This window comes from Polyangium spumosum, from assembly GCF_009649845.1.
In the GTDB taxonomy this organism is placed as follows: domain Bacteria; phylum Myxococcota_A; class Polyangia; order Polyangiales; family Polyangiaceae; genus Polyangium; species Polyangium spumosum.
Genome location: NZ_WJIE01000006.1, coordinates 322,871 through 337,428, shown reverse-complemented (window position 1 = coordinate 337,428; position 14,558 = coordinate 322,871). Strand labels below are relative to the sequence as shown.

The window sequence follows — 14,558 nt, the reverse complement described above, 5'->3', positions numbered from 1 at the left end:
GCACCATGTGCGACTGCATGCAACGTAAAGAGTCGGCCCCGCGGGCGCCTCGTGTCCAATGGTTGTGGCAGGACGAACGAAACGACGAGAGGTATCGCGAGCTCCTCGCCACACTGAAAGGCAGCAGTGAGCGCCACGCGGATCGGCTCCTTCGCGGGATGTGGTTTTTTGCGGATGCCCCTTCCCTCCTCATACCTGCGCGCGAGATCTGGACGCCTCCCAGGGAGATCCACTTCGCGACCGAGGCCGAGCTAAGGCGAACGCTCCTCCAGCTTGCGGCGCTGAAGCGATTCAAGCGCGCGTCGGCCAAGGAAAACAAGACCAAAGGCAATCCCGCCACGGCCATGTGCTCCACGACCTTTTGCGGCCCCGACGTGACCGAGCAGGTCATCGCCGCGATTAATAAGACGAGGAGCCAGTTCGCCAGCTGGGACGACAATAGGAAATGGGGGGCTTGCGCCGCACTGAATTCGCTTCAGGACAATGGCAACGGGCAGAGCATGGCCTCCGTCGCGTGGGACATCGTCGAACTGCATAACCAGGGTTGGATCGCTAGGTATAGACCGGCCTGCTCGGCTCCTCCCTGCCAAAACACGGTGCAGGTCGGCGATCAGTGTTATTATGCCGGCTCGGTTAATTACGTGATCTTCGGCGTCATGTGCCAACTCTGCTCTTCGTACTACATGGGAAAAGCAGCGAGCTCGGTGTGGACGAGCGATACCTACATAAAGATCGCGATGCAATATTCACCTGCCGCCATGTACGGCATGATCCTCGCCTACAAGGGCCCGCTCCCGGGGCGGGGGGCAGCAGGCAACTATGAAGCGAGCCAGCAATGGGCGCGCGCGGGGTACGACGGCTGGCCGTCCGTGGCAGCTCCCGCAGGTGATCGGCCGAACTGTAATCCGGCCTGCCCCCAGACTTACAGCGGCGGCTCGTTCGATGTCAACTGGCATTGGCTGAATTCATCAGGAGGAGATCGCGCAGAACCCGCCCCTGGGGTCTTCTGAGCACGCACAGATCATTCGTTGACGTGAAGGAGGGTGTCATGGAAGAGGCGCTGAAACGGGTGGTGGAGTGGATTTCGAGGCAAGATCTCGAGCAAGGCCGAGTGCACGAGATCGGGCTACCAGATTCACTCGTGGGCTTGAGCCACAATGGCAAGATTTACGCTGCACACCTGCCAGACGGACGTCGATGCTTGCTGCTCAAGAAGCACGTCGGCTGGAAGGGGAACTTCGAGGGGCTATTTTTTTGCACTCGCCCACTGTTACGCGAAGAGTTCATGTCCCGAGATAACGGCGAGCGTCCCTTCATCTGTATCCAGGGATATGGGCTCTTCGAGGAGCTCTACATTCGCTCGTCGCGGGACCAAAGCGTATTCGAGGTCTATTTCGATCTGAACTGAGGAGGCATGGCTCTCAGTCCGTGGCGCTTCTCGCCGCCATCGTGCGCTTGAACCAAGAGGTTATAAGCGCCTCGCTATCTGCGGGATCGTCGCTCGATCACGCTGGCCAGCAAGCGGCGCGTATCATGCGATTTATTTGCTGCTCGCCCAGCGGCTCCAGCGAGAACGGAGCATGTCCGGCTGGCGGGAGCGATGGCCGTATGGGCGCGGCTGGACGAGGTGGCGCAGACGGCAATGATGGCGCCGGGGGGCCCGGCTTGGGCGGCGGCCTATTTGTCGCACCAAACACTCGGACTTAACTTCCCGCGGAACACTCCCTTCGTTCCTATCACGACACGACATCTCCCAGCGTGGCTCGAGAAGATGATCTCATCCTGAAGCCACGCACCCTACCACCACACGACGCGCATCCGCACGCGGACGCACCCCTGAGCGCCCTCCCGCTTGCCAGAAATTCGCCAGAACCCGCCTCCAGCCCCGTCCGCGCCTGTCCACTCCTGGCCACCCCGGCGACCGCATCAACTACCCAAGATCACTCCGAAAATCAGCGGAGGAGAAGGGATTCGAACCCCTGGTACCCTTCCGGGTACGGCGGTTTTCAAAGACGTTGCTGGGATGTCGGCACGGAGGCGGAAGATGAAGGATGTCGCGGGGTTGGGGATGGGTGGAAACCGCCGCGGGGGGTGCCGTGCCGAGATGCTGCCGAGATTCAGCCAGCACGCTGTCCTCTCAAGGACAAGTGGTCAAGGTCGAGCGGGTCGCTCTCCACGTAGTCCTGAGCGCTCATGTCGGCGAGAGTGACGACGAGGCCCTCCGCCTCCACGAGACGATCGGTCTTCTGAAACAGCGCGAGCCAACGCTGCAAGTACTCGTCCCACGGCTTTCCTGCAAAGTTGTGCTGATCTGGATTCCTGATAAACCAGAAGGTCAGCCGGACCTGGTCTTCATTCCAAGACGGTGCGGCAGTCACCCTGATCTCGCGTAATGCGCGGAGAGCTTGCCCTTCCTCAGATCCCTTATCATGCTTGTCCTTGAGGCGCTTCTGCAGAGCCTGCGATGCTTCCACGAAGTCATCGGGAAAGGCGAAGCGACCACGCTTGCGCCTCAACGCTTCGGCGAATGCTCGAGTTTCAGCATCGTTGCGGCATCCAGGAATGCGCACCCAGTCAGAGATGATGGACTTCTCGATCGTCATGACGCGATCAAGATCTGCGACCAGTCGTTCCTCCTGAAGGGCCGGAATGTGTGCATACTTCAGGAGGTAACCTCGCTCGATCTGTGGCAGCTTACTCTCGTCGACCTCAACGATTGGCGCGACCTCTACGAAGGGGCGATCGACGCAGGTCCGCACGAGATCGCACGTCTGCGTGAGCACCACGAGCCCGATCTCTTCCCCTACGAGAACCGTTGGGCCATCTCCCTGCGCCTCTCCAGCAAGCTTGGTCAGGGGACGAGCTGGATCCCCCATGTGGATGAAGTCCACGGGGCCACGCACGACATCTCCCTGCCGCCACTCCGCAAGCGCATTGTCAATGCGGGCGACTTCAGGATCTTCGGGGGTGAGGCGGTCCACGGGCTCAGGAGCGCTTCTTCAAGGGAATTGCGGCGCGGAGTTTGCTGCTTTCGCGGTGCACGCTGTCGTGAAGAGCTCCCACGAGTTCCTCCGGGGGGCGCGGTGCACGTGCACGCAGAACCTCTGGCGAAACCTTGGGTCGCTCGAAGGGCTTGATGGGAGAGGCGCCAGAAAGCACAAACTCGTCGTATTGCCCGTCACGCAGGAGGTCGAAAGGCAAGCGGGCGTTATTGTCCGGCGAAAGCAGCCAGGCGCGGGTCGCCTGGCTATCTGCAGGAAGCCGCCGTACAAGCGCCAGTATGCGTCCCAATTTTTCACGATTGGTGGCATTCATTGCTCGACCACTCGCCCAAAAGTGCACCGACCGACGATCAACCCCAAACAGATCCCCCAGCTTCTCCCAAGTGAGTCCGGTCCGTCGACGCAGTTCCATGACCAGCGCCGCTTGGTCCTCCTCGGTCGCTTCGCGAGCGTGCGCATCGGTGGGCAGGCTGCCGCGCGTCCACTCTTCAGTCCACATAGGGGACAATCCTGCAACCTTCTCGGCCAATATCGTACCAGTTCCCGGCATCGTGAGTGCCCCCGCTGCGACGATAACAAACACCTGTTTCATCGCACGAGCGCCGATGCCCGCGCCGGTAGGCATAGCATCAATCGGATTAGTGTGCTCCAGAAGCATCATACTTGGCCCCCGTAGGTCCGCAAAAATTCGTCCGTCACGCACCAGCGGAAAAACGCGTATATGGTCTCGGCAAAACGCTGGCCTCGCTCCACCACAACCGACGCATCGAATTCCGGCTGTTTCTCCACAAACATGTCCAGATCAAGAATCCATGATGACTCATCGATTTCTCGGATCGCGGTCGGATCTGTTGTCGCGCGAGGGGGAAGCAGACCCCAGCGAGCTCGTAGCTGGGCATCGTCGACGGCAAAGCTGCTTTCACAAACGGAAAAAATTAGCTCTGGGCCGAATCCGATATTGGCCACTCCCAGAACTTCAGGCTGAACCATCCGCGAGAGGTGCTCCAGTTCCGGATGGCGCACGCGGTTGACATAGCGAATGCCAAACCGCTCATAGCCGGCTGCAACCGGATCGGTGACTCTCACAAGTTCATCGAGCAATTGATGTAATCGCTCAAAGAAGTCTGCTCGGCTACTGTATTTGTTCGCCTGGAGCGAGATAGAGTTGGTCGTAAGCGCTACGCGCCAAACGTCATCTTTGTCGTGGAATCGCCAGAGCATCGTGCTCGGCTGAACGACAGGCCCGTCAACTCCAAGAAGCAGGCGCTCAGGAACTGACTCTGGTCGCAGGATCGGATAACGCCGCCTGATCGCCTCCTGAAAGGGCGCAACCGACTCTTGGCGGCCCAGTGCGAGGATGGGAGGAAAGCGCACCTGCGCGATGACCTGCACGAGCGGAGGTCGCTCGAGGTGCACCTCAGGGGGTTGAGGCGAGCGGAACGGGCTGAGCCTTGAGGTCACGAAGTAAACTTAGTGCACCCTGATCAACCTGTGAAGTAGGGTGTGAACTAATCTCAGCTGCGATGCTCAGAGGGCGCTTCGGCGGCCGATCCTGCCGATTTAGAATCGGCAAGTGGGGAACGATCGCACCAGAGCGCCCTAGCACCCACATCTCTTCTGGCTGCTGCCACCGCCCGCATGTTCCGAACGCTGCCCCCAGGCGGTCGCGTCCACCGTGCATCTCGTAGCGAGAGGGGAAGAGTCAGATGATGGACATCCCGGGAGGCGGCTGGACGGTCCGCCTCCCGGCCTCACCTCGACAAGTACTCGTGCCCCGTCGACTCCGTCGCGAACACCCTGATGTACCGCTCGGTCACGTGGATCCCCGAGTGCCCGAGCAGCACCGAGACGAGCTTGAGCGGCGCCCCCTTCGCGTGGAGGGCGCTCGCCCAGGCCCGTCGCAGGTCGTGCATCGAGAACTTCGGCAGTCCCAGGTGCGTGCGCACCTTTAGGATCGCGTCCCAGGTCGCCTTGTCGTCGAGGCGGACCATCGACCGCGTGCGGATGAACTCAAGCGCCGCCGCGCAAGTCGCCCTCGAGACCGGCACGCGCCGGCAGCGGTAGTTCTTCGGCTGCCAGCCCTCCTTCGGCGTGACGTGCAAGTACCCGCGACGTTCATCGACGATCTCGACGTCCTTCTCGTCGAGGTGACGCGCCTCATCGATCCGCACGCCGCTCCCCGCGACAAGCCCGATCAGCGACGCATGCCCCCCAGGCAGAAGCTCACGTGCCGTGCGCACGACGGCCTCGACCTGCTCGGGAGCGAGCGTGATCGCGTTGGGCCTCGGCTGCGGCTCTTTGAGCTTGAGCTCGCCGAAGTCCTCGCCGCGGAAGGGGTTTGTCGTCATGAGCCCCTCGCGCTTCGCGAACGCGAACATGCGGCGCACCGGGAGCAGATCCCGGTTCACCGTGCGCGCCTTGACCTTCTCGCTCCGGGCGCGGACGTAGGCGGACATCAGCTTGAAGTCGATCTGATCCGCCCTCGTCACGCCGCGCTTCTCGCACCACTCGACCCACATCGTCACGCGGTTCGCGTAGCTCGCGGCCGTCTTCCTCGTGACCCTCGGCGGCACGAGGTGCTCCGCGTAGCGCGCCGCCAGCTCGCTCAGGAGGGGCGGCGGAGGCGCCGCAGGTGCTCGCGCAGCTCGCTTGCGTTCTTCGGCCAGCTCGAGGAGTCGACGCTGGGCCTCGACGGTGTCGGCGGTGCCGAGCGAGACCTCGCGGCCGTCGAAGAGCGCGGACCAGATCTTGGCCTTTCCGCGCTGCCGGAAGAGGTGTGGGGCTCCGCGGATGTACTTCTTTCGCTTCCTCCCTGCCATGTTTGATCCCCAGGGGAGGCGCCAATGCGCGACGCCTCGATCAGACGCGTCACGCTCGAGGCGTCGACGCGCACGACCTTCGATCCGATCCGGTGGGCGACGAGCAGACCCGCCTTGATCCAGCGGCGAACCGTCTTCGTGGTGACGCGCAACGTGCGCGCGACCTCCTCCACCGAGAGGAGCTCCGTGCCCTTCAGGTCGTGCGCTTGATGCACGGGATGGCCGGATTCCTCGCTGTTCTTATGCCCGCCGTAGCCTCTCGTTTTGTCGGTGGGCTCGTCCGCATCCACGCACTGCACGTGTTCGCCGCGCGCCGGTTCTTCGGCATCGACGAGAAGATCTGAACGAGACGTACGGCCTTGCATGGTGGTGCCCTTGCGTGACGCCCACGATGCCGCACCCTTGCTACATCCTCGCGATAGCGCTGATAGGGGTGGGGGTCTCAGCGCTCCGCAGGTTTCACGGGAGCTCTGTCTCGACCGATGGCATCACGCAGTCGACCGCCGCGCGCGGCGTCTTCCACCCGCAAGAGCAGGGCTCGAAGCAGCGCCCCAGAAGCGACCAGAGCATCCTCACCTGGCCCGGACGACCTCGCGCGGCTCATCCGAGACCCCGACGAGCCCCTCTCGTTCTTGCCCGAGGAGCACCGCAGCGCGGCGGCTCAGCGGCGTGTCCTCGAGCAGCTCGTGAAGCTCTTGAACGTGCTCAACGAAAGCTCGAGCTACGTCGGCGTCGACCTCCGCCCGACGTTCCTGACGATGGTCAACGTCACGGGGGCGATGATCGCCATGGCACGCGAGCGGACGGCTGATCCCCCCAGGAAGGCCGTCGCGGAAGCGGTCCGCGTCCTCGAGCGCGGAGCTCTGATGGTGATGAAAGAACTGGCGTCCGACGACGTCCCCCTGCTGCCGTCGACGCACTACGACCTGGATGCGAAGTACAGCCTGAAGGGCAGCAAGCGGGTCTTTCTCGACGTTGTCGCCGATGCGCTCGAAGGTCGCGTGCACCCGGACGAACGGGAAACGGACGGCAAGTTCGAGCCGCGTCTTCTCGATGAGGCCCTGGCGACCAAGACCCCGAACGATGAGGCCGGCAAACGCGCCAAGAAGATCGCCCTGCGCATCCTCTTCCCGCTCGTCACGAACGCGGCGTTCGCGAAGCTCCTCATGCGTCCGGCGGTTTACATGCGTATCGTCGAAGATCGCAGGCGTCTGGCACGTGCCATCCGCAGGCTCATGAAGTTGGGTAACGCCACGGTGGTCCAGGTGGCGCGCGCGGTCCTGTACGTCTTCGGCGCGAGCACGAAGAGCTTGAAGAACAGCTTCAGCCCAAAGTTAGTCGAGGAGTGGGAGACGTCGCGGAAAGGCGGCGTGCGTCGTAGCGACACGTCGAACCCGGCCTGAGCTGACACCCCCTGGGGTCTCAGCCGTACGCAGGGGTGGCGCCCGCATGCCCGCATCCTGCGCGCATGAAGCGCACTCGCTCAACACGAACTCGACACCCCAGCACGCCACCGTGGAACGCGCATCAGCTCCGGCTACTCGCCGTACACGCGGGCGTTGATCCTCGAACCGCCAAGCGCTGGCTGGTCGGCGACCCCCTCTCCTCCACCTGCGCCGCACGTCTCGATGAGGCGTGGAAACGGCTACACGGCGAGGGCGCGCTGCCCGCCGCTCCCGGCAAGGGGAGGTCGTGACCATGGCCGCCTCCCCGATCCCGATGCCAGCGGCGGAACTCAAGCGGGCGCTGACCGAGGTGCCAGCGATCTGCAAGGAGCTCGGCCTGCACAACGGCGCGCGCGTGCAGCAGCAAGGGCTGCTCGTGCTCTGCCCATGGCACGCTGAGAAGAATCCCTCCTGCTCGGTCACGCTGGCGCCCGATGGCTCCGTGCGCGTGAAGTGCTTCGCCTGCGGTGCGAGCGGCGACGTCTTCGCCCTCATCGCGCAGGTCCGAGGCCTCGACGTGACGAAGCAGTTCGGCGCGGTGCTTGCCGAGGGACGACGGATCGCCGCGGGCGCCACAACCGCGGGGACCACGACCAGAACGGAGGTGTCCGATGCTGACGATGCTGACGGTGCTCGCGCTCGGGTCGCCAAGACGCTCCTCGAAGCCTGCCCGCTCGCAGCGGCTCTCGATGCGTCTGCCTACCTGACCACCCGTGGTCTGCTCGACGAGGCGGTGACCGATGGCTGGGGAGCGCTCCCGGAGCCAGTCGAGGACGCCGTTCGCATCATCAACCGGGTGATCGTCGCGCACGGTCTCGAGGACTGGCAGAAGAGCGGATTCGTCACGACGCCAGGTGGCCTGACGTGGCCTGATCACCGGGTGCTAATCCCGTGGCGGGATCCCTCCGGCCGCATCACCACGCTCCAGCGACGACTCGTTCGCTGCGCGGAAGACGAGGTGCAGAAGTACGTGTTCCCGCGCGGCGGCGCAGCTACGTGGCCCTACGGGATCGAGACGGCTGCCCGCGTGGACAACCCCGCTGGCATCGTCTTCGTCGAGGGCGCGTTCGACGTGCTCGCCCTGCGTGCGCTTTACAAGAAGCACGCGGTCCCGCGCGTCGTCGTCGGCGTGCCAGGCGTAGCCAACTTCCGCCGCGCGTGGGCCGAGTTCGCTCAGGGGCGAACGGCTTTTGTGGCCTTCGATCGCGACGAGGCCGGCGACCGCGCGGCCGAGCGGGTCGCCTCCAAGCTCTACACCGCGGGCGCGGCTCGCGTCGTCCGCATCCGCCCCGCCAGCGGGAAGGACTGGGCAGAAGCCCTCCTCCAGGAGGCGTCATGAGCCAAGAAGAACAGGTTTTGTCCTTCGAGCTCTCGGAGGAGATCCCGATGCCAGCCGAGGGCAACGGCGCCACCGAGCCGTCGAGCGGCAAGGGCTCCAAGAAGGGCAAGGGCCCCTCGATCGCGACGCAGCTCGTGGAGCTCGCGAAAGATGTCGAACTGTTTCACACGCCTGACGGCCGCGCGTTCGCGACGATCGAGGAGAAGGGCCACAAGGAGAACTGGCCGGTCCGGAGCAAGCAGTTCTCGCGCTGGTTGGTACGACGGTACTTCCACCACACCGCCAGCGCCCCGAACACGCAAGCCCTGCAAGAGGCCCTGTCGCTCCTGGAAGCCCGTGCCCAGTTCGAGGGAGACGAGGAGCCCGTGCACGTGCGCGTCGCGGCGAAGAACGGCGCCGGGTACCTCGACCTCGGCGACCGCGACTGGCGAGCTGTCGAGATCACGTCGAGTGGTTGGCAGATCGTTGCGAACCCGCCCGTGAAGTTCAGGCGGCCCCGGGGCATGCAGCCGCTGCCGGTGCCCGTACCCGGGGGGAACGTCACCGAGCTGCGCCCCTACGTGAACGTCGGCTCCGACGAGGCGTTCTACCTGCTGGTGTCGTGGCTCGTCGGCGCGATGAAACCACGCGGCCCGTACGTGATCCTGGCCCTCCAAGGCGAACAGGCGAGCGCGAAGTCCACCACGGCGCGCGTGCTCCGGCGTCTCGTCGACCCATCGACGGCGCCCCTGCGCCGTGCCCCGCACGACGAGCGCGACCTCATGATCGCGGCGCAAAACGGGTGGGTGATGTCATTCGACAACCTCTCCGGGCTGCCGGTCTGGCTCTCCGATGCGATCTGCTGCATCGCCACCGGCGGCGGACTCTCCACCCGGGAGCTGTTCACGGACGATGATGAGATCCTCTTTAGCGCGAGCAGGCCCGTCATCCTGAACGGCATCGACGCGATCGCTGTGCGCGCAGACCTCGCGGATCGCAGCATGGTGTCGACCCTCCCGCCGATCCCCGAAGACAGACGGCAGGACGAGGCCACCTTCTGGACCTCGTTCGAGCAGGCCTCACCGCGCATCCTCGGCGCACTCCTCGACGGGGTGAGCACCGCCCTCCGGAACATCGGGAGCGTGACGCTGCCGTTCAAGCCGCGGATGGCCGACTTTGCGCTGTGGGCGACGGCGGCCGAGCCCGCGTTCGGCTGGCCGCGCGGCACCTTCATCAAGGCGTACTCTGGCAACCGAGCCCAGGCCGTCGACCAGTCGCTCGAGGGCGACGTCGTAGCCATGGCGGTACGCGAACTGCTCGCGCGGCAGCCAGACGGCATCTGGGAGGGCAGCGCGACCGAGCTCCACACCATGCTGCGTGAGTTCGTGCCGGTACACGTGCTGCACACGCGCGACTGGCCGCAGGCTGCCAACACCCTGACGAATCGGCTACGGCGTGCTGCCCCTGCCCTGCGGGCGGTGGGGATCACCTACGAGGACCTGCCTCGGAGCGGAAAGGTCGGGGTCCGTAGGCTGCGGCTCATCCGCACAGCGCCGCAAGGAATCGTCAGCATCGTCGGCGTGGCAGGAACGGCGGCCAGCGGGGCTGTAACAGCCGCGCATCAGGCTGACGGTCCGATGTCCACGACCGGCGATGTGGATGGCCTCGAGCGTCAGCCCTGGATGCCCCTTCACGAGGCTGATCATGACGATGATCTCGCCAAGGCAGACGGTGCTGACGATGCTGACGGTCTTCGCGCGGCAGGTTTTGGCGGCACTTCTCCGGCTGTCCTGATCCACCGCGACACGTCAACCCTCTCGGCCCTGGCTGCGGCCATCACGGGGGCCGGAAAGGTTGGGCTCGCCGTGCTCACGACGGGCCCCGACGCGCCGCTCGAGATGACTCGCGTGGTCGGGATCGCCCTGCCCAACGGGGACGTCCACGTCATCGACGTGCGCTCGACGGACGGGCTCGGAGCCGTAGCAGATGCGCTCCGCGAGGTCCTCATCGTGGGCCACGACCTCAAGCCGACGCTCGCGCGTCTCGCCTCGGACTTCGAGGTGGAGACCCGCGCACACTTCGACACGATGATTGCGCGCAAGCTCCTCGACGGCGGCTTGCACCTCGAGGACGAGCGGTTCTTCACCCTCGCCAGCACGTGCGAGGCTGCCGGCGTGCCGCGTCTGGTTGGCGATCCCGTGGCTGCGAGCGAGCCCGCCTTCGATGCGCGGTTCGGTGAGCTCGTGCGAGATGTGAAGCCGCTGCTGGCGCTCGAGGAAGCGATGCGCGAGGCGCTCGAGGCCGACGAACTCGAAAAGGTTGCCGCGCTGGAGAACCCGTTGCTCCCCGTGATCAGCGGCATGGAACTCGTGGGGGTTCCGGTCGACCTTGATCGCTGGGAGCAGGTGGTGGCGGCATGGACCGGAGAGGCGCAGAGGCTGCGCACGCATCTCGCCCTGGTCCTCGGCGTTCAGAACGTTGACAACGGCGCCGAGGTGCTCCTGGCGCTCAGGCGGCACGGCATCCCGGTCGAGCGCACGAAGAGCGAAGATCTAGCTCCTTACATGCACATCGAGCCGGTAGCCCAGCTCGTGCGCTACCGCCACATCAACGGCTTCGTGGTCGGTGCGGGCAGAGGTGTGCTTCGCTCCCTGGGCCAGTTCATGGACGGGCGCGTCGTTCCTGCACTGGACCAACTCGGGGCCTCATCGGGACGTTTCTCCTGCCGTACTCCCAACCTCCTGGGTCTGCCGCGCGAGCCCGAGGTGCGCAGGTGCATCCGGGCGACACCTGGGAACAAGATCGTCGTGAGCGACTACGCCGCCATCGAGCTCCGCGTCCTCGCCGACCGGATCGGGGAGAAGAAGCTGATCGACGTTTTCCACGCGGGCAGCGACCCGCACCGGCTGACGGCCTCGCTGCTGATGGGCGTGCACGAGGCGGCAGTCACACCGGAGCAGCGGCGACGCGCCAAGGCCGTCAACTTCGGCTTCACGTTCGGCATGGGCGCGGAGTCGTTCGTGGCGTACGCACGCAAGAACTACGATATCGAGCTGTCGATCAGCGAGGCGGCAGAATTCAAGGAGCTGTTCCTCGCAGCCTACCCAGGGATCGCCGAATGGCAACGACGCATGCAGGAGGAGATGCCATTCATCGTGCGTACCGGCAGCGGCCGGCTCCGATACTTCCCCGATCAGGACGATGAATACGGCGGACGACTGAGCCACGGCATTCAGGGAACGGCCGCGGATGGCATGAAGAAGGCGCTGGTCCTGCTCCACAACCATCCACGCTTCCGGGAACTCCGCGGCAGCATCCTGCTCGTAATCCACGACGAGCTCCTCGTCGAGGCCCCCGAGGAGCACGCGGAGGAGGTGCGGGAGATCGTGGTGGCCTGCATGGTCGAGGGCATGTCGACCTTCGTGAAGGCCGTGCCGATCGTCGTGGAATCCGAGGTGCGCGACACCTGGGCCAAAGAAGCCGGCAGGGGATGAGCGAGGAAACCATGCATGCACGGGACGAACGGCACCATGGGCACGTGCGCGAGTGGCGGGCGCAGGATCTTAGGTGCGGCGTTCAACCCCCCCTCCCCCCGGTCCTTGTCCGCCGATGCGGTGCAACTACCCGCAAAGGTTGGGCTTTCCGCATGACGAAGCCCGTTCTGGCTGGCAGGGGCTTCCCGGTTGTTCTGCGCGTCGTCCCTATGACTCCCTCGGGACCAGGCACCTGGACGTTTCGTTGGGACTTGAGCCCCAGACCTCGTCCGGGCCGGCAAGTGGCCGGAAAGCCGAGGTTTTGCTCTCCAGGGGCCCGGGACCGACGCGGGCCGCGTTGGGGGAAACGCGGGGGCCGAAGCGTCCGCATCCCGGTCGTGACGAGACGAGTAAAACTCGGCTCGCGGGTCCTTGCGCGAGGATGCCGAGAGCGCCCGGTATGCAAGCGGTGCTCTGGCCCAATCCGGTGCGTAGGTGTCATGGGCTCGATCCAACTTGACTCGAGCTGAACGGGAGAATATACGCCCAGACAGGCGGCTACCCACGCCTCACTCCGCTCGGCCCACCCCCGCGGGGCCCTCGCGCCGGAGCGAAGGGGATCATGTCCTCGGGTAGGCGTGGTCGTGTTCTCACAGCTGCAGGTTCCAGGCGGGGGCTGAGTGCTTGTGGCGCGTGGAGAACCGAGATGACTGCGCAGAAGAACCTGAAGCGTCGCGTTCGCGAGCACATGGAGAAGACGGGCAAGAGCTATCAGGCTGCCCTTCGGGATGTTCGAGTCGCTGCCGGGGTGACCGTCGACTCCCCGCACACGGAGGCCATGTCCATCGACCTGCCCCATATCGCCACGCTTCCGGCATTCGATGCAGAGTGCCAGCTCAGGTACGCGATCGAGCGGCTACCCCCTGGATCGGGCCAGCCAGGAACACGCGCCAAGGTGGAGTATCCAGATCTCGAGTACGTTGATACCAGGATGGAGCCCGGCAAGCCCATCACGGTCGTCGAGCCCACCTACACGGAGTTCCGCTGGGATCACACTGTGTACAAGGGACGCTCGATCACGGCTTGGATTTGGGATGGCGTGCTCGAGGTCCAGGAGTGGGAGGTCGAAGCTGCCGGGGGGATTGGTCGGCTTCCGGAGCGGCTCCGAGAGCAACTCGGTACTGCCTGCATAGCCGTCAAGATCCACCGCCGCGAAAACAACCTCACATTGGTGACCGTCCTTGCGCAGAGCCGCGCGCTCGACCGCCAGGTGAAGTCGGTGATTCTCGAGCACGTGCATGAGTGGGTAGATGCATTGCGGCTGCCCAGGTCCGCCCGGGACCGCCTCATGAGTGAACTGCACGCTGCCATGCTGCACCAGTTCAAGGACGGGACGTGGGAGATCGTTCTGCCCGGCTTGAAGCACCTGGACAAGGGTGCCTACCTCGACTGGCCAGACCTTCGCATCCGAATCGTGGGCGAGCTAGGAACTGGCGACCTAAATGCGGGCAAGGTGATTTTCACTGATCCGGAGCCGCTTGGCCGCTCGCTCTCCTGAAGGGGGCGAGCATCGAGACCCGGCATCGTGGTGCTTGCTTGTCCGGGTTGAAGCGAAAACATGTATGGCGTTAAAAGAACGGGCTTTACCCGTTCTCCGCGGCATCACGCCGCGCGCCGTGCCCACCGGGAGGGCCGGTCTCTCTTGGTGGAGACCGGAGCCGGCGTCTTCCTGGGCCGGCCCCGCGTCTTCGCCCGGACGCCGCTCTCCGGAGCCGGCTCCTCGCTCGCCTTCGCCCGCTTGAGCTGCCTGCGATGGACAGCGGCCGGCATCCCGGCGTGCTCGGCCAGGAGCTCGCCGAGCGCCTTGACCCTGCGGCAGACCGCGACCCTGTCCATGCCGAGCACGGAGCCGATCTCGTCGAGGTCGTGCCCGGCGGCGCGCAGCTCGATGAGCAGGCGGTCCCGCGGGGCGAGCGTCGCCAGCCACTCGTTCAAGCTGATGGCGCTGATGATCCGACCCGTCGGGTTCAGGCTGTATGCCCGTGCCCTGCCGACATCCGCGTTCGACTCCACGTTGTCGATTTGCGGGTTGTCCTCGAACTCCACGACGTACTCGCCGAGGCCCAGAACCTCGACGCGGCGGCGGTTGTAGTTGCGCTGGTCGAAGACGTCCTTGAGCCTCTGGGTCCGATCGCCGGAGGCGAGATGACGGCTCAGGTCGATGGCGCGTAGACGGCAGGCGTGAACGAGCAGGGCGTCGTCGAGGATGTCGCCCGCCTCGGCATGCCGCTTGTAGAGCGCCCAGGTGAAGCCGAGGGCTTCCTGCATCCGCTCCTCGCGGATGTTCTCGTGCAGGAAGCGCGCGACGGGGTTGAAGATGCCGCGCCGGATCTTCTTCTCGAACTCCTGGCGAATGTTCTTCGGAATCGTGGTCGTCACGGGGTCCTCCATGGGAGCGCGCACACGGAGGCCCTCACCTCACATGACGCGCAGGAAAGCGC

At 64.9% G+C, this 14,558-nt stretch carries 13 protein-coding genes; 7 read left to right on the top strand and 6 right to left on the bottom strand.

Features of this window, described 5'->3' with window-relative positions; genetic code table 11:
- The first annotated feature begins 17 nt into the window (after positions 1-17).
- Both GF068_RS22390 and GF068_RS22385 read left to right on the top strand, forming a co-directional pair.
- Positions 18-1,010 (top strand): hypothetical protein, encoded by a 993-nt coding sequence (locus GF068_RS22390; RefSeq protein WP_153821472.1) that lies wholly within the window; start codon positions 18-20, stop codon positions 1,008-1,010.
- A 38-nt stretch (positions 1,011-1,048) separates the two neighbouring features.
- Positions 1,049-1,408 (top strand): hypothetical protein, encoded by a 360-nt coding sequence (locus GF068_RS22385; protein WP_153821471.1) that lies wholly within the window; start codon positions 1,049-1,051, stop codon positions 1,406-1,408.
- Positions 1,409-2,117: 709 nt separating this feature from the next.
- Here GF068_RS22385 and GF068_RS22380 read toward each other — a convergent pair.
- The 5 genes from GF068_RS22380 to GF068_RS47400 all read right to left on the bottom strand — a co-directional run bounded on the left by GF068_RS22380 (position 2,118) and on the right by GF068_RS47400 (position 5,994).
- A complete protein-coding gene (locus GF068_RS22380) occupies positions 2,118-2,981 on the bottom strand; it encodes a hypothetical protein (RefSeq protein ID WP_206079516.1) in 864 nt (287 codons plus the stop codon).
- Positions 2,982-2,985: 4 nt separating this feature from the next.
- On the bottom strand, positions 2,986-3,663 hold the full coding sequence (locus GF068_RS22375; protein WP_153821470.1) for a hypothetical protein: 678 nt from the start codon (positions 3,661-3,663) through the stop codon (positions 2,986-2,988).
- The gene (locus GF068_RS22370) at positions 3,660-4,418 is read right to left on the bottom strand and encodes a TIGR04255 family protein (protein ID WP_338046548.1); all 759 of its coding nucleotides are present in this window, start codon (positions 4,416-4,418) and stop codon (positions 3,660-3,662) included. The genes GF068_RS22375 and GF068_RS22370 overlap by 4 nt, the downstream gene beginning before the upstream one ends.
- A gap of 335 nt (positions 4,419-4,753) precedes the next feature.
- Positions 4,754-5,602 (bottom strand): tyrosine-type recombinase/integrase, encoded by an 849-nt coding sequence (locus tag GF068_RS22365; protein WP_420814130.1) that lies wholly within the window; start codon positions 5,600-5,602, stop codon positions 4,754-4,756.
- A 5-nt stretch (positions 5,603-5,607) separates the two neighbouring features.
- Entirely contained in the window at positions 5,608-5,994 is a 387-nt protein-coding gene (locus GF068_RS47400) for a helix-turn-helix domain-containing protein (protein ID WP_420814129.1), read from the bottom strand.
- Here GF068_RS47400 and GF068_RS45280 point away from each other — a divergent pair.
- The 5 genes from GF068_RS45280 (at position 5,914) to GF068_RS22340 (ending at position 13,615) form a co-directional block, all read left to right on the top strand.
- Complete coding sequence (locus GF068_RS45280) at positions 5,914-6,165, top strand: hypothetical protein (RefSeq protein WP_240807196.1); 252 nt, start codon at positions 5,914-5,916, stop codon at positions 6,163-6,165. The genes GF068_RS47400 and GF068_RS45280 overlap by 81 nt on opposite strands.
- Before the next feature lie 342 nt (positions 6,166-6,507).
- Entirely contained in the window at positions 6,508-7,224 is a 717-nt protein-coding gene (locus tag GF068_RS22355; RefSeq protein ID WP_153821466.1) for a hypothetical protein, read from the top strand.
- A gap of 295 nt (positions 7,225-7,519) precedes the next feature.
- Positions 7,520-8,605 (top strand): toprim domain-containing protein, encoded by a 1,086-nt coding sequence (locus GF068_RS22350; RefSeq protein WP_153821465.1) that lies wholly within the window; start codon positions 7,520-7,522, stop codon positions 8,603-8,605.
- Positions 8,602-12,078 carry a DNA polymerase gene (locus tag GF068_RS22345; protein ID WP_153821464.1) on the top strand — a complete coding sequence of 1,159 codons (3,477 nt, stop codon included), beginning with the start codon at positions 8,602-8,604 and terminating at the stop codon, positions 12,076-12,078. The genes GF068_RS22350 and GF068_RS22345 overlap by 4 nt, the downstream gene beginning before the upstream one ends.
- Before the next feature lie 685 nt (positions 12,079-12,763).
- Positions 12,764-13,615 carry a hypothetical protein gene (locus tag GF068_RS22340; protein WP_153821463.1) on the top strand — a complete coding sequence of 284 codons (852 nt, stop codon included), beginning with the start codon at positions 12,764-12,766 and terminating at the stop codon, positions 13,613-13,615.
- A 104-nt stretch (positions 13,616-13,719) separates the two neighbouring features.
- On the opposite strand, the gene GF068_RS22335 is transcribed toward GF068_RS22340, so the two are convergent.
- Positions 13,720-14,496 carry a hypothetical protein gene (locus tag GF068_RS22335; protein WP_153821462.1) on the bottom strand — a complete coding sequence of 259 codons (777 nt, stop codon included), beginning with the start codon at positions 14,494-14,496 and terminating at the stop codon, positions 13,720-13,722.
- Positions 14,497-14,558 lie beyond the last annotated feature (62 nt).